This window comes from Mitsuaria sp. BK037 (assembly GCF_014193045.1).
Classification (GTDB): domain Bacteria; phylum Pseudomonadota; class Gammaproteobacteria; order Burkholderiales; family Burkholderiaceae_C; genus Roseateles.
Genome location: NZ_JACHYS010000004.1, coordinates 179541 through 198434 on the forward strand (window position 1 = coordinate 179541; position 18894 = coordinate 198434).

Sequence of the window (18894 nt, forward strand, 5' to 3'; positions counted from 1 at the left end):
TGGCGGCGCTCAGGCCGCGACCGCGGTGGCGGACGCCGCCGGCGTGCCGGCATCGCCGTCGCCCGCCAGCAGCGCGTCCACGAGTGCCGCCAGGCCGGCGATCGTCGGCTGCTTCATCGCGGCGTCGTGGTCGATCTCGATGTGGAACTTGTCCTCGACCGCGAACATGAAGTCGACCAGCATCAGCGAGTCCAGCCCCAGTTCGGCGAAGGTGACGTCGTTCTTCAGGTCGTCGGCCGACATGCCCAGGTCGTGGCAGGCCAGCTGGCGGAGTTCTTCAAGCGTGTTGCTCATGGGGGAGGTCCTCGGTCGCGGTCAAAGGGGAAAAACGCTCGGCCGGCTCCGCGACGGGCACCTGGCGAAGCAGGAACTGACGGGCGGCCTGCGTGACCGCGCCGCGCTCGTTGTCCAGGGTCAGCATGTGATAGCTGTGGTGGAACCAGTGCACCTCGGGCGTCGTGCCCAGGCGCCGCTGCAGCTCCAGCACCGAGCGCGCGCCGCTGACGTCGTCCTCGCTCGCGTGCAGCACCACGGCGGGCGCGGCGATCTGGTGCAGGTTCCGGCGCACGTGGCGGATCAGCCGCGACGCCTGATGCAGCGAGGCCGCCGGCAGCCGGTCGGCGCCGGCGGCGGAGACATGGCTCGCGTTCATCGCCTGCGCGACCCATTCGCGCAGCCGTTCGTTCTTGATGCCGTAGGGCGGCGTCTCGCGGAAGCTCAGCCACTGGCGCAGCGGCGGCACATAGGCCAGCGGCAGCAGGCGCCGCCAGGGCGAGACGTTCCAGCCGTCGAAGTGCAGGCTGGTGGACAGCAGCATCAGCGCCGCCGCGGGCCGCTCGAGCGCCAGCGCCAGCGTCAGCACCGCGCCCATCGACAGGCCGCCCACGGCCACGCGGGCATGCCGGGCGGCCAGCGCGTCGAAATGCGCGGCGGCCATCTCGACCCAGGCCTCGAAGGGCGGGACCGCGCGGCGGCGCGCCGGCGCGGGCGCCCCGGCCACCGGCGGCACCACGCCGTAGCCGTCCAGCGCGGGCGCCTCCACGACGTAGCCGGCATCGCGCAGCGCGCGGGCCAGCGGCATCATCTCCAGCGGGTTCGCGCACAGGCCGTGCAGCAGCAGTACGGCCGGGCGCGGATCCAACGCGGGCGCCGGCGGCGGCTCGGCGGCCGCGGCGGTCGTGGAGAACGGGGCAACGATGTTCGGCATGGGCGGCAGTCTGTCCAAGCTCGCTGTTGCGGACTTGACGCGAAGCTGTCGGAAAGCTGTCGGCGCCGTTGCCCTCAGGTTTCTGACAGGTCTCGGATTGGCCCCCGCAAGGCTCAAGGCTTATGCTGCCGCTCCATGCGAATCCTCCTGGTCGAAGACGATGAATTCCTGGCGGAATCCACCGCCCGGGCGCTGCGCTCGCAGTCCTGGGTCGTGGACGTCAGCGCCCGTGGCGAGCCGGTGCCGCTGTCGCTGCGCGAGGACCGCTACGACCTGCTGATCCTGGACATCGGCCTGGCCGGCATCGACGGCTTCGAGACGCTGCGACGCGTGCGTTCCCAGGGCAGCACGACCCCGGTGTTGCTGCTGACGGCGCGCGACGCGGTCGAGGACCGCGTGCGCGGCCTGGAGGGCGGCGCCGACGACTACCTGGTCAAGCCCTTCGCCCTGAGCGAGCTGATCGCCCGCGCCCGCGCGCTGGTGCGCCGCAGCCAGGCGCGCACCGGCAACGAGCTGCGGCTGTCGACGCTGCGCATGGACCTGGAGGCGCGCCGCGCCTTCATCGCCGAGGAACCGCTGGCGCTGTCGGCGCGCGAGTGGGACGTGCTGGGCTTCCTGCTGGCGCGTGCCGGCAAGGTGGTGGCCAAGGAGCAGATCGCCTCGGCCAGCAACGGCTGGGAGCAGGGCGTGAGCGACAACGCCATCGAGGTCTGCGTCTCGCGGCTGCGCGCCAAGATCGAGCCGGCCGGGCTGCAGCTGCGCACCGTGCGTGGCCTGGGCTACCTGCTCGAGGAGATGCCCGCCGCGCCGGCGGCGAAGGCCTGACCCGCGGCATGAGCGACACGCCGCGCCACCGCACCTTCAGCCTCAAGCAGCGGCTGCTGATCTGGCTGATGGCGCCGGTGCTGGTGGCGGTGCCGGCCGCCGGCCTGGTGCTCTACGACGTGATGCACGACACGGCCATCTCCTGGCTGGACCAGGCGCTGGGCGACACCGCGCTGGCCGTGGCCAGCCTGCTGCGCGAGCGCGACGGCACCGTGTTCGTCGACGTCTCCGGCGCGACCGACCGCGCGCTGCGCTTCGACCGCACCGACCGGATCTATTACCTCGTCCTCGACCCGGCCGGCGAGGTGCTGCTCGGCGACGCGCCGCTGGCGCGGCTCCAGCTGCCGCGGCGCAAGCCCAACGAATGGTTCTTCACGCTGGCGACGCTGGATGGCGAGTCGCTGCGCGCCGCGGCGCTGGGCGCCACCTGCGGCCGCTCGGTCTGCCAGATCCTGGTCGCCGAGACCCTCAACAAGCGCGATGCGCTGCAGCGGCAGCTGGCGGTGGTCGTGGTGCTGCTGATCGGCGGCATGGCGATCCTGCTGGCCGGCGCGGGCTGGTGGGCGACCTATCGCGGCCTGCGGCCGCTGGCGCGGTTGAGCGCCGAGCTGGAGCAGCGCGACCTGGCGCGCCTGGAACCGCTGCAGCCCGACGTGCCGGGCGAGCTGCGGCCCCTGATCGCGGCCTTCAACCGGCTGTTCGAGCGGCTGCGGCGGGCGTCGTCGGCGCAGCAGGATTTCCTGGCCAACGCGGCCCACCAGCTCCGCACGCCGCTGACCTCGCTGCGCACCGAGATCGATCTGGCCCTGCTGGAGCCGCACGACCCGCAGATGGAGCCGGTGCTCAAGCGCCTGCAGGGCTCGGTGGACCGCAGCGCGCGGCTGGCGACGCAGATGCTCTCGATCGCGCGCGCCGAGGCCGAACCGGGCGGCCGCGAGCAGCCGCTGGACCTGCGCGACATCGCGGCCCAGGTGGCCGAGGACTGGGTGCCGCGCGCGCTGCAGTCGGGCGCGGACATCGAGTTCGAGCTGGACAGCGCGCCCGCGCTGGGCCAGGGTTTCCTGCTGCGCGAGCTGCTGGCGAATGTGCTGCACAACGCGCTGAACTACGCCGGACCGGCGCCGCGCATCACGGTGCGCACCGGCTGCGACGGGGAGTGGTCGCGGATGGAGGTCGAGGACAACGGTCCCGGCATCCCGCCGCAGGAGCGCGAGCGCGCGCTGCGCCGCTTCGAGCGCGGCAGCGAGTCCAAGGGCACCGGCAGCGGCCTGGGCCTGGCCATCGCGCTGGACATCGCGCAGCGGCACCGCGGCCGGCTGGAGCTGCTGGACGCCGGCACGGGCACCGGGCTGCGGGTGCGGCTGAGCGTGCCGAGGGCGGGCGCCGACGGGGCGAACTGAACGTGCGCCGGGCGGAAGGCGCCCGATCACGATGGGCAATCGCAACGGAGGTGCAACGAATGCATCTCCGGGGCGTCGTTCATGGGGTCGTCATCGGGCGTGGACAGACTCGCGGGCTTCCTCCCTCCCGTGCCCCGCCTTTGGGCGGCCCCTGCTTGTGAACACTGTCCGCACCGATTCTCCCGAACCCGTCGAAGCCATCGTCTCCAACGTCACGGCCAACGCTGACCGCAGCCGCCTCGCCGCGGCGGGCGCCATGGCCGGCCTCCTGTCCCTCGCCTTGGCCGCCTGCGGCGGCAGCGGCAACGGCAGCGGTGCTCCCGAGCCCGAAGCCGGCGCCTGGACGACCGGCGACCTGCACGTGCACACCGTCCAGTCCGACGATTCGCGCACGACGCAGACGCTGGACTTCGTGCTCGGCAAGGCCTTCACCACCCACGGGCTGGACTGGATGGCGGTCACCAACCATCTGCGTTCGTCCAAGTACGACAACGACGCGAAGCTGCTGCCGGCGCCGGTGGCCTTCGCCTATGGCATGGCCGCCTACGAGATGCCCCGCGTCAAGGCGCTGCAGGCGGCCGGCAGCTACACCGGCAAGCTGATCTTCTCCGGCTTCGAGTGGGACACGCCCACCCATGACCACATCGGCATCGGCATCTTCGAAGGCGACCCGACGCTCGCCACCTCCGCCAGCGCGATGAAGGAGTTCCAGTACGTCTTCACCAACGGCGACGAGTCGCTGTTCCAGGCGGACGACCTGGCCCGCTGGAAGGCCAAGTACAGCCAGCGCGCCAACGCCACGGCCGCCGACGCGCTCAAGGGCATCGCCTGGCTGAAGGACAACTACCCGGACACCAGCTACGCGGTCATCAACCATCCGTCGCGCAATCCCGGCAAGTACACGATCGCCGACTTCCGGCAGATGAATGACCTCGCGCCGAAGATCGTCTTCGCGATCGAGGGCATGGTGGGCAACCAGATGGAGCCCAACCGCGGCGGCTACACCTCGGCCTACATCGACGCCAACAAGCCCAACCGCACCTACGGCGGCACCGACTACGTCGTCGCCCAGCTCGGCGGCGTGTGGGACGCGCTGCTGGGGGAAGGGCGTCGCATCTGGAACGTCGCGAACTCCGACTCGCACTTCGAGATCGATGCCGCCGGCAACAGCAGCGGCTACTACCCCGGCGAGTACGCGAAGAACTACGTGTGGCAGCCCAAGGGCAGCACCGGCGTCGCCGGCCTGCTGGGCAGCCTGCGCGCGGGCCGCGGCTTCGGCGTGTTCGGCGACCTGATCAACGCGCTGGACTTCCGCGCCTCGGCCGGCGGCGGCCAGGCGACCATGGGTCAGGAGCTGGTCGCCAGCGCGGGGCAGACGGTGACCGTCACCCTGCGCTTCAAGAGCCCGGCGGTGAACAACTATCAGCGGCCGGTCAACAGCGGCAACCTCGGCAACATGGTGCCCAAGGTGCATCACGTCGACCTGATCGTCGGCGACGTCGGCCCCAAGGCAGTGCCCGGCACGCCGGCCTACGACGTGGCGACGAATCCGTCGACGCGGGTGCTCAAGCGTTTCACCAGCGCCGACTGGACCCTGGGCGCGGACGGCTACTACAGCGTCACGACGACGCTGCCGGCGAGCCGGAGCCAGTACCTGCGCCTGCGCGGCACCAACCTGGCCGAGGACGTGCCCGGCCTGAGCGCCGGTGGCGAGCCGCTCGCCGACCAGCCGGTGAACACGGCCGACAACGCGACGCGCCATGACCAGATCAACGACCGCAACTACGGCAGCCTGTGGTTCTACTCGAACCCGATCTTCGTCACCGTGAAGTGAGGCGCGCGACGCGGGCTCGCGCTGGGCGCGCGTCGCTGGCGAGCCGCCAGTCGTCCGGGCGGCACAATCGCGGCTCGGAGCTGGCCGGTTCCCAGTCCTGCGCACCTGCATCGCCATGTCCATCCGCATCGTCCAACTCGGCGTCACGCCGCGCCTGCCCGACGAGGGCGCCCGCCTCGGCACCGTGCGTCGCCCGCCGCGCGGCATCCGCAAGGAGGACTACGCCCGCCTGGGCTACTACGACAGCTGGCTGCCGCTGCTGGCGCCCAGCGCCGAGCTGATGGCGCAGGGCAAGGCGGCCGAGGACGACCGGCAATGGGCCGCCTTCGCCAAGGCCTACCGCAAGGAGATGGGCGAGTCCGCGCCGTCGCAGCTGCTGGATGCGCTGGCGGCGCTGTCGCACTCGGCCAACCTGTCGGTGGGCTGCTATTGCGACGACCCGGAGCGCTGCCACCGCAGCCTGCTCACGCAGCTGCTGGAGGAGCGCGGGGCCGCGCTGCGCGCCGATTGAGCCCGGTCAGCGATCCGCGTTGAACTGGATTGCCGCAAGCATGCGCGTCAGCTTCTCGACGCGCGACGGCGCCAGGAACTGCCGGGCCCAGGCGAGCCGGCCCAGCAACGGCCCGCGCAAGGCTGGATCCACCGGGGCAGATCGCGACCGCAGGCCGAGCTGGTGCAGTTCCGCCTTGAGGCCGTCGTAGCGCTCGCGCGCGAGATTCGGCCGCGTGTTGACGACGACGCCGGTGACGGACTGGCGCCCGCCCGCCGGCATCGCGCGCGTCTTGTCGCGCCGCAGGCGGAAGCCCTCGTCCTCGACGATGGCCGTGACCCAGGCACGCAGCGCGCGTTGATCGCGGCGCAGCGACGCGGGCCCTGAGAACACCAGGTCGTCCGCGTAGCGCGTGTAGCGCGCGCCGAAGCGCTGCGCCAATCCGTCCAGTCGCAGGTCCATCGGGAACGCGCACAGGTTGGCCAGCGCCGGCGAGGTCGGCGCGCCCTGCGGCAGATGGAAAGAGGCGAGGCGCCGGGCGCCGTCGGCATCGATCGAGCCGTCCTCGCGCAGCCGCTCGCGCAGCGGCGCGGGCGTGCGGGTCAGGCACAGCAGCACGAGGCGCTCCACCACCGCGTCCGGCAGGCCCAGCGTGCGCAGCGTCGCGCTGACGCGTGCCCGGCCGATGCTCGGGAAGAAGTCGCGCAGGTCGAAGCGGATCACGAAGTCCTGGCCCGCATGGCCGGCCGCGTGCGTTGCGACGTTGCGGCCGCGCACGAAGCCGTGCGCCGCCTCGTGGCAGGGCAGCGGCTGCAGGAAGTCGTCGAGCAGGCGGCGCTGCACGGCCTTGAGCCGCGGCATCGGGGCCTCGATGAGGCGCAGCCCGCCGCGGCGCTTGGGCACGAGCAGGCCACGGTAATGGGGCGTCGGATGCGCATGCGGGCGGCGTGGCGTCGCGGTGCGCTCGCGGTACTGGCGCGCGGGACCGGCGAAGTGATCCAGCTCGTCGAGCGTGAGGCCGAGCCAGGCCGCGAGATCCGCCTCGGTCGACCAGTCCGGCAGCACCAGCGATGCCAGCGCCAGCGGAGGCGGCCGCAGGCGAGACGGTCGCAGCAGCAGGCGACGCACCGTCGGCCGTGGGCGCTCCGGATCGAAACCGGCGTGGAATGCCTCGAGCGCTTGCAGCGCGTCGGCGAGGCTCGCCATCGAGTGGGCCAGCCACACGGGCCTCGCCCAGCGCGCCAGCTCGGCGCACAAGGGCGTGAGCCAAGGGCGCGCTTCGGCGCCAAGGCATTGCTCCGCGCGCGCCTGCAGCGCATGGGCCTCGCGGCCGCGTGGCGCGTCGTCGTCCGTCTGCAGCGCCCGCGCGAGCGCCAGCGCGATCCAGCGGGGATAGGTCAGCGGCGCGGCAAGGCTCATTGGCGTGGAGGCTCTCCAGGATCAGCGACGCGACCGGGGAAAAGGGCTCGGTCCGCGGCGGACGGCAAGGGGCGACCTCCAGCAACCGCCAACTCACCGGTCCCGCCGATTCAGGTCCGCGCGGCAGCGCGGCGCCGAATCCGCGCCGGATGTCTGACTGTGGAGAGCGCCGCGAGGATGCCCCGCGGCCGGAGGCGCGAACGCTTCCGAAAGGCTTGGCGGCGCCGGAGGTCGGCGGCGATTATGGGTGCGGGCCGCGAGTGCGCTCAAGCCGGCGTTCAGGCCGCGTGAGGACGTTCCCGAGCACGCGCGCCCTCACCGCGCGAGCATCACGCCGCGCTCAGCACTGCCTGCTTCGCCGCATTCGCCTCCAGCGGGATGTAGGCCTGATCGGACTCGGCGCGCTTGGCCTCGCAGCTGGCCACCAGCTGCTTCTGCCATTGCGAGTGGCGGTCGAAGAGCTCCGCGATCCAGTCGACGAAGACCCGCAGCTTGGTGCTCAGGTGCCGGTTCGGCGGGTACACCACGTACAGCGGCAGCGGGTCCGATTCCCAGTCGCACAGGAAGGGCACGAGCTCGCCAGCGTCGATGTGCGGCTTGATCATGAAGTAGGGCGCCTGGATCACGCCCAGCCCGGTCAGGCCCGCCGTCATGTACGCGTTGCCGTCGTTGACCGAGACCTTGTAGTGGCCGTAGATCTCGTAGCGCTGGCCGTTCTTGCTGTAGTCGAACGGGAAGCGCTTGCCGGTGCGCGTCGAGAAATAGCTCACCACGTGATGCTGGTCGGACTCCAGGTCCAGCGGATGCTGCGGCATGCCGTGGCGCTGGATGTAGGCGGGCGAGGCGCAGCAGCCGTAGCCCCAGTCGCCGATGCGCCGCGCCACCAGCGACTGGTCGGTGATCTCGCCGCCGCGCACGACGCAGTCGACGTTGTCGCCGATCAGGTCCACCGGCCGGTCCGATACGCCCAGGTCGATCTGGATGTCCGGATGTCTTGCATAAAACTCCGGAAGTGCAGGAATCAGCAGCAGCCGCGCCACGCTCGACGCGACGTCCACGCGGATCCGCCCCTTCGGCGCCGCGCGCGCGTGCGACACGGAGCCCTCCAGCTCCTCGATGTCCGATAGCAGCCGCGTGACCCGCTCGTAATAGGCGGCGCCATCGGGCGTGACGCTGACGCGCCGCGTGGTGCGGTTCAGCAGCTTGACCTTGAGGTGCTCCTCGAGCGACTGGATCAGCCGCGTCACCGCGGTCTTGGGCAGGTCCAGCGATTCCGCCGCCCGCGTGAAGGTACCCGCTTCCACGACGCGCGCGAAAGCCTGCATGGCATTGAGCTTGTCCATCCTGAACCCCTGATGTCGGCACGAGGCCGCGACTGCTGATGTGCTTCTGAGCTGCTGCTGATCGGCTGCTGATCGGCGCGTCTTCGTGCGCGCGCGAGGTCGCCATCCTGCCCGATCGATTGTTTCGTCGATGAAACGCTGATTCGCGCCGGGCCCTGTTTATCGGACGGCGTCCGATCTCTAAATTTCGCTGCATTGCAACATGAACCGGCCTGCCCCCACGCGGAGCAGGCCTTTGCTCCTGCCATGGATGCGCTGCCGCTGACCTCCTGCCAAGACGACCTCCTGCCCGCCGGCGACGGCGTGGTGCCGGTGCGCGTCTACAAGGGTGCCGCGCGCCGCAAGGACGCGCCGGTCGTCATGCACCTGCACGGCGGCGCCTTCACCTGCGGCGACCTGGACAGCGGCGAACTGGTGTCGCGCCTGCTGGCCGACGCGGGCGCGGTGGTGGTGGACGTCGACTATCCGACCGGCGCCGACCACGTCTTCCCGGCCGCGCTGAAGATGCTGGACGCGCTGCTGGCCGGCCTGCACAAGGCACGCACGCGGCTGTCCGGCAAGGGCGCGCCGCTGGTGGTCGCCGGCGAGGAGGCCGGCGGCAACCTCGCCGCGGCGCTGGCGCTGATGGCGCGCGACCAGGGCCACCGCAAGCTCGCCGGCCAGATCCTGATCGGGCCAATGCTCAATCCCTGCATGGCCACGGCCTCGCTGCGCCAGGCCGAGGCCGGCTACGGCGAGTGCCGCTGGATGCATGGCTGGCGCGCCTACCTCGGCGAGGGCGAGGACGGCGACCATCCCTATGCCGCGCCGGCCAACACCAGCCGCCTCGCCGGCCTGGTGCCGGCGCTGGTCGTCAGCGCCGAGGACGACCCGATGCGCGACGAGACCCTGGCCTACGCCCGCGCGATGAAGCGCGCCGGCGTCGACGTCCAGCAGGCGCTGATCGCCGGCCCGAGCGGCTGGCCCTGCAGCCTGATGAAGCGCCCCTCGCTGGCCGCGCCACCGCAGCCCTGGGCGAGCGCGCTGCGCCAGAAGCTCGCCGATTTCCTGACCCTGATTCCTCCCGCCGGCCCGCGCCGGCCGCAACCCGCCTGACCGGCCCATCGAGCCTTCCCCTGACCGATCCACCGATTTCCCAGCCGTCCCGAACTCCCAACGTCTACCCCCGTCCACGGAGCACCACCATGAACAAGAAGATCTTTGCCACCTCGCTCACCGCCGTCGCCGCGGTCGTCGGGGCTCTCGTCGTCGGCCTGCACAGCCAGCAGGCGGTCGCCAATCAACCGTCGGGCGCGCCGCAGGCGATCCCCGTGTCCGTCGCCACCGTCGCCAGCCAGGACGTCGCGGCCTGGGACGAGTTCTCCGGCCGCCTCGAGGCCGTCGAGCGCGTCGACGTCCGCGCCCGGGTGTCGGGCGCGGTGCAGTCGGTGCACTTCCGGGAAGGGGCGCTGGTCAAGGCCGGCGAGCTGCTGATCACCATCGACCCCGCGCCCTACCAGGCCGAGGTCGACCGCGCCGAGGCGCAGGTGCTGGCCGCGCAGGCCCGCGTCAGCTACACGAAGAGCGAGCTGGAGCGCTCCACCCGCCTGTGGAGCGAGCGCGCCATCGCGCAGCGTGAACTCGACGAGCGCAGCAACGCCTCCAACGAGGCCAATGCCAACCTGCGCGCGGCGCAGGCGGCGCTGCAGTCCGCCAAGCTGAACCTCGGCTACACGCAGGTCCGCGCGCCGGTCGCCGGCCGCGTCGGCAAGCTGGAAGTCACGCAGGGCAACCTGGTGGCGGCCGGCCCCGGCGCGCCGGTGCTGACGACGCTGGTCTCGGTCAGCCCGATCTACGCCAGCTTCGACGCCGACGAGCGCACCGTGGCCCGCGCGCTGGGCGAGCTGCATGGCAGCGCCAAGGGCGGGACGGGCGGAGCTGGCGCGATGGGCGACCTGTCCAGCATCCCGGTGCAGATCGGCACCGCCGCCACCGCCGACACGCCCTTCAACGGCCGGCTGCAGCTGATCGACAACCAGGTCGATGCCCGCAGCGGCACGGTGCGGGTGCGCGCGGTGCTGGACAACAAGGACGGCGCGCTGATCCCGGGCCAGTTCGCCCGAATCCGCCTGGGCCAGGCCAAGTCGCGTCCGGCGGTGCTCGTCAACGAGCGCGCCGTCGGCACCGACCAGAGCAAGCGCTTCGTGATGGTGGTCGGCGCGGACAACACGCTGAGCTACCGCGAGGTGCAGCTCGGCGCCAATGTCGATGGGCTGCGCATCGTCACCACCGGGCTGAAGCCCAACGAGCGCGTGGTCGTCAACGGCCTGCAGCGGGTGCGTCCCGGCGCGCTGGTGGCGCCCACCCTGGTCCCGATGAACGCCAAGGCGGAACTCCAGGCCAACGACGGCGCGGCGAAGGCCGACAAATCCTGACGGCACGCCGCGGACCGGATCGCCTCCGGTCCGCCGTCGTGGCCGTCAGCGGGTCGGGAGCGCCTCGGCGCTGCCCGGCACCGCCTTCCATTCCCAGTCGATCTGAAAGACTGACATGAATCTCTCCAAATTCTTCATCGACCGCCCGATCTTCGCGGGCGTGCTGTCGGTGCTGATCTTCGTCGCGGGCCTGCTCGCGGTGCGGGTGCTGCCGATCTCGGAATACCCCGAGGTCGTGCCGCCCCAAGTGGTGGTCCGCGCGCAGTACCCCGGCGCCAACCCCAAGGTCATCGCCGAAGCCGTGGCCACGCCGCTCGAGGAATCGATCAACGGCGTCGAAGGCATGCTCTACATGGGCAGCCAGGCCACCACCGACGGCCTCATGACGCTGACCGTGACCTTCAAGCTGGGCACCGACCCGGACAAGGCGCAGCAGCTGGTGCAGAACCGCGTCTCGCAAGCCGAGCCGCGCCTGCCCGAGGAGGTCCGCCGGCTCGGTCTGACCACGGTCAAGAGCAGTCCCGACCTGACCATGGTCGTGCACCTGCTGTCGCCCAACGACCGCTACGACATGACCTACCTGCGCAACTACGCGGTGCTCAACGTCAAGGACCGCCTGGCGCGGATCCAGGGCGTGGGCCAGGTGCAGCTATTCGGTTCGGGCGACTACTCGATGCGCATCTGGCTGGACCCGCAGAAGGTCGCCGAGCATGGCCTGTCGGCCAGCGACGTGGTCCAGGCGATCCGTGAGCAGAACGTGCAGGCCGCGGCCGGCGTGGTCGGCGCGTCGCCCGGCCTGCAGGGCATCGACCTGCAGCTGCCGATCAACGCGCAGGGCCGCCTGAACAGCGAGCAGGAATTCGGCGACATCATCGTCAAGTCCGGCGCGGGCGGCCAGGTGACGCGGCTGCGCGACCTGGGCCGCATCGAGCTGGGCGCGTCGGAATACGCGCTGCGCTCGCTGCTGGACAACAAGTCCGCGGTGGCGATCCCGATCTTCCAGGCGCCAGGCTCCAACGCGATCGAGATCTCCAACAACGTGCGCGCCACGATGGCGGAGCTGAAGAAGGCGATGCCCGAAGGCGTCGACTACTCGATCGTCTACGACCCGACGCAGTTCGTGCGGGCGTCCATCGAATCGGTGATCCACACGCTGCTGGAAGCGGTGGCGCTGGTCGTGCTGGTCGTGATCCTGTTCCTGCAGACCTGGCGCGCGTCGATCATCCCGCTGCTGGCCGTGCCGGTGTCCATCATCGGCACCTTCGCGGTGATGCACCTCTTCGGTTTCTCGATCAACGCGCTGTCGCTGTTCGGCCTGGTGCTGGCGATCGGCATCGTGGTGGACGACGCGATCGTGGTCGTCGAGAACGTGGAGCGCAACATCGAGGCCGGCCTCAGTCCGCGTGAAGCCACCTACCGCGCGATGCGCGAGGTCTCCGGGCCCATCATCGCGATCGCGCTGGTGCTGGTGGCCGTGTTCGTGCCGCTGGCCTTCATCACCGGCCTGACGGGCCAGTTCTACAAGCAGTTCGCGCTGACGATCGCGATGTCGACGGTGATCTCGGCGGTCAACTCGCTGACGCTGTCGCCCGCGCTGGCCGCGATGCTGCTCAAGGGCCATGACGAGCCCAAGGACTGGCTGACCCGCGCGATGGACAAGGTGCTGGGCCGCTTCTTCGGCGGCTTCAACAAGCTGTTCAACCGCGGTGCCAAGGCCTACAGCGGCGGCGTGACCAAGGCGATCTCGCGCAAGGTGATCATGCTGGTGGTCTACGGCGGCCTGCTGGGCCTGACCGTGGGCTTGTTCAAGGCGGTGCCCAGCGGCTTCGTGCCGGCGCAGGACAAGCAGTACCTGATCGGCTTCGCGACGCTGCCCGACGGCGCCACGCTGGACCGCACCGAGGACGTGATCCGCCGCATGAGCGAGATCGCGATGAAGACGCCGGGCGTGGAGCACGCCATCTCCTTCCCGGGCCTGTCGATCAACGGCTTCACCAACAGCTCCAACTCGGGCATCGTGTTCGCGTCGCTCAAGTCCTTCGACCAGCGCACCGGCAAGGGCCTGTCCGCGGGCGAGATCGCGGGCAACATGAACGCGCAGTTCGCGCAGATCCAGGACGCCTTCGTCGTGATGTTCCCGCCCCCGCCGGTGCAGGGCCTGGGCACGACCGGCGGCTTCAAGCTGCAGCTCGAGGACAAGGGCGGCCTGGGCTACGAGGCGCTCGACCAGGCGGTCAAGGCCTTCATGGCCAAGGCCCAGCAGGCGCCCGAGCTGGCCGGCATGTTCACCAGCTACCAGGTCAACGTGCCGCAGCTGTATGCCGACCTGGACCGCACCAAGGCGCGCCAGCTGGGCGTGGCGGTGACGGACGTGTTCGACACGATGCAGATCTACCTGGGCTCGCTCTACGTCAACGACTTCAACAAGTTCGGCCGCACCTACACCGTGCGGGTGCAGGCGGACGCCGCCTACCGCGCGCGCGCCGAGGACGTGGGCCTGCTGAAGGTGCGTTCGGCCTCGGGCGAGATGGTGCCGCTGTCGGCGCTGATGAAGGTCCAGCCGAGCTTCGGCCCGGAACGCGCGATGCGCTACAACGGCTTCCTGTCCGCCGACATCAACGGCGGCCCGGCCCCCGGTTACTCGACCGGCCAGGCGCAGGACGCGATCGCGCGCATCGCGGCGGAGACGCTGCCCCCGGGCATCAGCTACGAATGGACCGAGCTGACCTACCAGGAGATCCTGGCCGGCAATTCCGCGGTGTGGGTGTTCCCGCTCGCGATCCTGCTGGTGTTCCTGGTGCTGGCGGCGCAGTACGAGAGCCTGTCCCTGCCGGTGGCGATCATCCTGATCGTGCCCATGGGCCTGATGGCGGCGATGACCGGCGTCTGGCTGAGCCATGGAGACAACAACGTCTTCACGCAGATCGGCTTGATCGTGCTGGTGGGCTTGTCGGCGAAGAACGCGATCCTGATCGTGGAGTTCGCCCGGGAGCTCGAATTCGCCGGCAGGACGCCGTTGCAGGCGGCGATCGAGGCGAGCCGGTTGCGGCTGCGTCCGATCCTGATGACCTCGATGGCGTTCGTGATGGGCGTGCTGCCGCTGGTGCTGGCCTCCGGCGCCGGTGCGGAGATGCGCAACGCGATGGGCGTGGCGGTGTTCGCCGGGATGATCGGCGTGACGGCCTTCGGCCTGTTCCTGACGCCGGTGTTCTACGTGGTGGTGCGCCGCCTGACCGGCAACAAGCCGCTCAAGCAGCATGGCGAGGTGCCGCATGACGTCGAGGCCTTCGTCCAGCCCGAGCAGGGCGCGGGCCACGACTTCGGCCCGGGCGGCAACGCCCGTCCGCACCCGGCCGCGCCGCGCCACGAGCACGAGTGATCCCGCAATCTTGATCCCCGGACTGCCGGCGTCCCGCCACCGCGCGGGCGCCGGGGCCGGCGGAGCGCTTCCCGCCGCTTGCGGGGGCGCCAAGGAGTCGATGCCATGAAAACGAAACTGATGATGACGACGCTGCTGGCCGCGCTGGTGCTGGCCGGCTGCGCGACGCCGCCGCCGATCGACGAGTCGCGCCTGCCGGCCACGCCGGCGGCCTTCAAGTCGACCGCCCCCGCGACGGTGGGCGAGGCGCGCTGGGCGGTGGTCCCGCCGGCCGATGCCGAGCCGCGCGGCGACTGGTGGCTGGCCTTCGGCGATGCCACGCTGAACGACCTGATCCGCCGCTCGCTGGTCGGCAACACCGACCTGCAGGGCGCCGCGGCCCGGCTGGCGCAGGCGCGCGCGCTGCTGCGCAGCGCCAACGCCGACCGCCTGCCGCAGGTCGGCGCCAGCGCCGGCGCGGCGCGCGGCACCGTGGCGGGGCAGGGCCCGGCCGCGGCGACGGTCTGGAACGCCGGCCTGGCCGCGAGCTGGGAGGTCGACATTTCCGGCCGCCTGTCGCAGGCCAGCCGCGCGGCCTCGCTGGATGCGCAATCGCGCGAGGCGCTGTTGCAGTCGACCCGGCTGATGGTGCAGGCCGACGTGGCGCAGACCTACCTGGCGCTGCGCTTCGCCGACCAGGAGCGTCGCCTGGTGCGAGACACGGTGGCGGCCTACCGCGAGACGCTGGCGTTGACGCAGCGCCGCTACCAGGCGGGCGACGTGGCCGAGCTGGACCTGGCGCGGGTGCAGACCGAGGTGGCCGCGACCGAGGCCGAGGCGATCAGCCTGGACCGCCGCCGGGCCGAGCTGGAGAACGCCTTGTCGGTGCTGCTGGGCGAGCCGGCCTCGGGCTTCAAGGTGGCCGAGGACACGGCGCTGGCGGCCCTGCCGGCGATCCCGTCGGGCCTGCCGAGCGCGATGCTGGCGCGTCGTCCGGACGTGGCCGCGGCGCAGCGCGGTCTGCTGGCGGCGCAGGCGCGGGTGGGCGTGGCGCAGGCCGCGTGGTTCCCGAGCCTGACGCTGACGGCCAACGGCGGTTATGCCTCGCCGGAGCTGAGCGATGTGTTCCGGTGGTCGGCGCGGGCGTGGTCGGTGGACGCGTTGCTGTCGCTGCCGATCTTCGACGGTGGCCGGCGCAAGGCCGGCGTCGAATCGGCGACGGCGGGCCTGGACCTGGCGATGTCGAGCTACCGCCAGCAGTTGCTGCAGGCGCTGCGCGAGGTCGAGGACTCGCTGGTGGGTCTGCAGACCTTGTCGCAGCAGGCGGACGTGCAAGGGCAGGCGGTGCAGTCGTCGACGCGCGCGACGGCGCTGTCGGACTCGCGCTACCGCAACGGGCTGGTCAGCCAGCTGGACCTGCTGGACGCGCGCCGCAGCGAGCTGCGCAACCGCCGCGCGGCGCTGCAGGTGCAGGCCGCGCAGTACCAGGCGACGGTCGGCCTGGTCCGGGCGCTGGGCGGCGGCTGGAACGCCCCGGCCTGAGGCCTGCGGCCGGGCAAGGCCCGGCCCCTTCATTCGCGACCGGCTCATGACCGGTGCCCCTTTGGGCGTGCAGGGATGCACGCCCTTTTTTTCGTTTCCCGCGAGCTTGTTAGCCATCGGTTGAGGTCGTTGGATTCACATGAAGCAGTGAATGTGCGAAGTGCCTGCCCAAACTTCTCTCGTTGAGCGAGAGGGACTTGTTCGATACCTTGCCTGACCGCAGGAACGAACGAGGTAAGCAATGTTCAGGAACGGAATGCGCCCGATCCATCCGGGAGAGATCCTCTTCGAGGACTACATCAAGCCGATGGGCATCAGCGTCCATGCACTCTCCAAGGCGCTGCACGTGCCCTATTCGCGATTGCGCGAGATCGTCGATGGGCAGCGCAGCGTGTCTCCCGATACCGCCCTGCGGTTGGAGCGCTACTTTGGCAGTGATGCGCAAGGATGGCTCAACCTGCAATCGGCCTATGACCTGCGGCGCGCTGAGAAGGCTGCGGGACGAATCATCAAACGCGAGATCCGTCCGCTGGCCCTGGCGGCGTGACGAGGGCCACTCAACAGTGCCCGCCCGCCCGGGCGCGGATCCGGCGCTATCCGGCGCGCATCAGCCAGGTCCCGACGCCCGCGAGCAGCAGCACGATCACCAGCGCGCCTGTCGCGCCGCTCGGCGCGCCCGCGCCTTCCGCGGCGCCGATCAAGGGGCTCAGCGCATTCACGCCCGCCACCACCGCCGCGATCCACAGCACCGCGCCGCCCGCCAACTGCCCAAGGGCGACCAGCTTGTTCATGCCTTCACTCCGGATGTCGTCAAAGGACGCAGCGTAACGGTCGCAGCGCCGCTTCCTCGATCAAAGCCCCGCGCGCAGGAACGGCATCACCGCCGCCAGCAGCGCGTCGGGCGCCTCCTCGGGGATGTAGTGACCGCAGGGCAGGGCCTCGCCGTCGACCTCCGAGGCCACACGCCGCCATTCCGCCAGCGGATCGAAGCACTTGGCCACCACGCCCTGCGCGCCCCAGCAGACGCGCAGCGGCATTGCCAGCTTGAGGCCGGCATCGCGGTCCGCCCGGTCGTGTTCGAGGTCGATGCCCGCCGCTGCGCGGTAGTCCTCGCACATGCCGTGCGCGGTGCCGGGCAGCGCCAGCGCCCGCTGGTACTCCACGAATGCGCGTGGGTCGAAGGCCGCCTGGCCCGCATGCCGGCGTCCCATCGTGTCCCGTGCATAGGCGGCAGGGTCGGCCTCGATCAGCCGCTCCGGCATCGGCGCCGGCTGGATCAGGAAGAACCAGTGCCAATACGCCCGCGCGAAGGCCTCGGTCGTCTGCTCGTACATCGCCAGCGTCGGCGCGATGTCCAGCAGCGCCAGCCGCTCGACCACCGCGGGATGGTCCACCGCCATGCGGTGCGCCACCCGCGCGCCGCGGTCGTGCGCCAGCACGCGGAAGCGCCCATGCCCCAGTGCGGCCATCACCGCGACCAGGTCCAGCGCCATGCGCCGCTTGCTGTAGTTCGCGTGGTCCGACGCGCCGGCGGGCTTGGACGAATCGCCATAACCGCGCAGGTCCGGCATCACGACGCTGAACTGCGCCGCCAGCGCCGGCAACACGCGGTGCCAGATCGCCAGCGTCTGCGGATGGCCGTGGATCAGCAGCAGCGGCGGCCCCTCGCCACAGACGCGCGCATGGATGCGCACGCCGGGCTCGACCTCGACGGACAGGCGCCGCGCGGCCGGCGGGAACAGGGCATCGGCCGGATGCGGCTCGGCGATGAACTTCGCGGTGAAGGAAGGAGCGCTCATGGGCCGATGCTAGGGTCGGCGTCCTCGGTCGCGCTGTCGGGCACGAGACACTGCGCCCGCGAGCGCCGCTCCCAGGCCGCCAGCGCCACCAGCACGGCGCAGGCGAAGGCGCTGGTCGCCACCGGCGGCCAGGCCTGCACGAACGGCCCCGCCGCCGCCAGCACCAGCACCGCCACGCCGTGCGACCACGGCCAGTGCCCGACCACCGCGCGCTTGAACAGCCCGACGCCGACGGCATACAGCCCCACGCCGCCGAGCAGGCACAGCGCCGTCTTCAGGTCGGTGTGGCCGTCGGGATGGGCGAGCACGAACTCGTCCGCCGCCGCGTTGACGATGATCCCGGCCACGATGGGCAGGTGGATGTAGGTGTAGGCCAGCCGCGCCAGCCGCCCCGGATCGTCGCTGTGGGTGATGCGGCCGGTGGCGAAGTCGTTGGTGGTGTCGAAGTAGAGCCACCACAGCGCCAGGCTGCCGGCGAAGGAGACCAGGAAGGCCAGCAGGCTCATCGGCGTCAGCGGCCCCGCGGCGAAGGTCGCGCCGGTGACCAGCAGCGACTCGCCCAGCGCGATGATCACGAACAGCGCGCAGCGCTCGGCCAGGTGGCCGCCGGAGACATTCCAGTCCGCGGTCGTCGACCGGCCCAGCCCCGGCACGAAGAACCCGGCCGACGGGCCGATCACCTCGATGCCCAGGGCCACGACCCACAGCGGCACCCGCAGGTCCTCATGCAGCGCGCCGGCGATCCACAGCGCCGCCGACACCGACAGCCACGCGCCGATCCGCTGGAAGTTGCGCACCAGGGCCAGGTCGGCGCCGCGCGCCGCCCAGAGGAAGAACAGCGTGCGGCCGACCTGCAGGGCGGTGAAGGACAGCGCGAACATCAGCGCGCGCTCGCCGAAGGCCTGGGGCAGCGACACCGACATCAGCAGCCCGGCCAGCATCATCGCGAACAGGCACAGCCGCACCGGCAGCCGCTCCGGGTCCAGCCAGTTCGTCACCCAGGAGGTGAAGATCCACACCCACCAGACCGCCAGCATCAGGAAACCGGTCTGCGCCGCGCCGCGCAGCGTGACGCCGTCGTGGGCGAAATGCCCGATCAGCGTGTGCGACAGCTGCGTGACGGCGAAGACGAAGACGAGGTCGAAGAACAGCTCGACGAAGCTGACCTTGGCATGGCCGTGCGGGTCGGGACGGCGCAGGAGGGGAATCCGGGACATCCCCGGACTGTCGCACGCGGCCATGAGCGCTCCACCGGGGCCGATG

General features: G+C 71.1%; 16 protein-coding genes. 9 read left to right on the forward strand and 7 right to left on the reverse strand.

All coding sequences use genetic code 11. The features are described from left to right. Positions 1 to 9 precede the first annotated feature (9 nt). Both FHT37_RS21810 and FHT37_RS21815 read right to left on the reverse strand, forming a co-directional pair. Positions 10 to 294 (reverse strand): acyl carrier protein, encoded by a 285-nt coding sequence (locus FHT37_RS21810; protein WP_091720218.1) that lies wholly within the window; start codon positions 292 to 294, stop codon positions 10 to 12. Next, a complete protein-coding gene (locus tag FHT37_RS21815; RefSeq protein WP_183484531.1) occupies positions 278 to 1207 on the reverse strand; it encodes a carboxylesterase in 930 nt (309 codons plus the stop codon). The genes FHT37_RS21810 and FHT37_RS21815 overlap by 17 nt, the downstream gene beginning before the upstream one ends. Positions 1208 to 1342: 135 nt before the next feature. Here FHT37_RS21815 and FHT37_RS21820 point away from each other — a divergent pair, with 135 nt between their 5' ends. The 4 genes from FHT37_RS21820 (at position 1343) to FHT37_RS21835 (ending at position 5777) form a co-directional block, all read left to right on the forward strand. Beyond that, a complete protein-coding gene (locus tag FHT37_RS21820) occupies positions 1343 to 2032 on the forward strand; it encodes a response regulator transcription factor (RefSeq protein WP_091720224.1) in 690 nt (229 codons plus the stop codon). An 8-nt stretch (positions 2033 to 2040) separates the two neighbouring features. After that, complete coding sequence (locus FHT37_RS21825; protein WP_183484534.1) at positions 2041 to 3432, forward strand: sensor histidine kinase; 1392 nt, start codon at positions 2041 to 2043, stop codon at positions 3430 to 3432. 256 nt (positions 3433 to 3688) lie between these two features. After that, the gene (locus FHT37_RS21830; protein ID WP_183484537.1) at positions 3689 to 5266 is read left to right on the forward strand and encodes an S-layer protein; all 1578 of its coding nucleotides are present in this window, start codon (positions 3689 to 3691) and stop codon (positions 5264 to 5266) included. A 115-nt stretch (positions 5267 to 5381) separates the two neighbouring features. Beyond that, positions 5382 to 5777 (forward strand): DUF488 domain-containing protein, encoded by a 396-nt coding sequence (locus tag FHT37_RS21835; RefSeq protein ID WP_183484540.1) that lies wholly within the window; start codon positions 5382 to 5384, stop codon positions 5775 to 5777. A 6-nt stretch (positions 5778 to 5783) separates the two neighbouring features. On the opposite strand, the gene FHT37_RS21840 is transcribed toward FHT37_RS21835, so the two are convergent. Beyond that, the gene (locus FHT37_RS21840) at positions 5784 to 7175 is read right to left on the reverse strand and encodes a reverse transcriptase family protein (protein ID WP_183484543.1); all 1392 of its coding nucleotides are present in this window, start codon (positions 7173 to 7175) and stop codon (positions 5784 to 5786) included. A 329-nt stretch (positions 7176 to 7504) separates the two neighbouring features. Then, positions 7505 to 8518 carry a LysR family transcriptional regulator gene (locus tag FHT37_RS21845; protein WP_091720242.1) on the reverse strand — a complete coding sequence of 338 codons (1014 nt, stop codon included), beginning with the start codon at positions 8516 to 8518 and terminating at the stop codon, positions 7505 to 7507. Positions 8519 to 8764: 246 nt separating this feature from the next. Between FHT37_RS21845 and FHT37_RS21850 the strand changes: the two genes are divergently transcribed. The 5 genes from FHT37_RS21850 to FHT37_RS21870 all read left to right on the forward strand — a co-directional run bounded on the left by FHT37_RS21850 (position 8765) and on the right by FHT37_RS21870 (position 16379). Beyond that, positions 8765 to 9613, forward strand: coding sequence for an alpha/beta hydrolase fold domain-containing protein (locus tag FHT37_RS21850; protein WP_183484546.1), 849 nt, complete (start codon positions 8765 to 8767; stop codon positions 9611 to 9613). 89 nt (positions 9614 to 9702) lie between these two features. Further along, positions 9703 to 10932, forward strand: coding sequence for an efflux RND transporter periplasmic adaptor subunit (locus FHT37_RS21855; protein WP_183484549.1), 1230 nt, complete (start codon positions 9703 to 9705; stop codon positions 10930 to 10932). Positions 10933 to 11047: 115 nt separating this feature from the next. After that, entirely contained in the window at positions 11048 to 14311 is a 3264-nt protein-coding gene (locus tag FHT37_RS21860; RefSeq protein ID WP_091720254.1) for an efflux RND transporter permease subunit, read from the forward strand. A 105-nt stretch (positions 14312 to 14416) separates the two neighbouring features. After that, the gene (locus tag FHT37_RS21865) at positions 14417 to 15832 is read left to right on the forward strand and encodes an efflux transporter outer membrane subunit (protein ID WP_183484552.1); all 1416 of its coding nucleotides are present in this window, start codon (positions 14417 to 14419) and stop codon (positions 15830 to 15832) included. A gap of 241 nt (positions 15833 to 16073) precedes the next feature. Then, on the forward strand, positions 16074 to 16379 hold the full coding sequence (locus FHT37_RS21870) for a HigA family addiction module antitoxin (protein WP_147240151.1): 306 nt from the start codon (positions 16074 to 16076) through the stop codon (positions 16377 to 16379). Between the two features lie 46 nt (positions 16380 to 16425). On the opposite strand, the gene FHT37_RS21875 is transcribed toward FHT37_RS21870, so the two are convergent. From FHT37_RS21875 to FHT37_RS21885, 3 genes are read right to left on the reverse strand one after another with little or no spacing between them, the layout of a single operon-like run. Beyond that, on the reverse strand, positions 16426 to 16623 hold the full coding sequence (locus FHT37_RS21875; protein WP_183484554.1) for a hypothetical protein: 198 nt from the start codon (positions 16621 to 16623) through the stop codon (positions 16426 to 16428). A 60-nt stretch (positions 16624 to 16683) separates the two neighbouring features. Beyond that, positions 16684 to 17631, reverse strand: coding sequence for an alpha/beta fold hydrolase (locus FHT37_RS21880; RefSeq protein ID WP_183484557.1), 948 nt, complete (start codon positions 17629 to 17631; stop codon positions 16684 to 16686). Further along, a complete protein-coding gene (locus FHT37_RS21885; RefSeq protein ID WP_183484560.1) occupies positions 17628 to 18848 on the reverse strand; it encodes a low temperature requirement protein A in 1221 nt (406 codons plus the stop codon). Before FHT37_RS21885 ends, FHT37_RS21880 begins: the two co-directional genes overlap by 4 nt. Positions 18849 to 18894 lie beyond the last annotated feature (46 nt).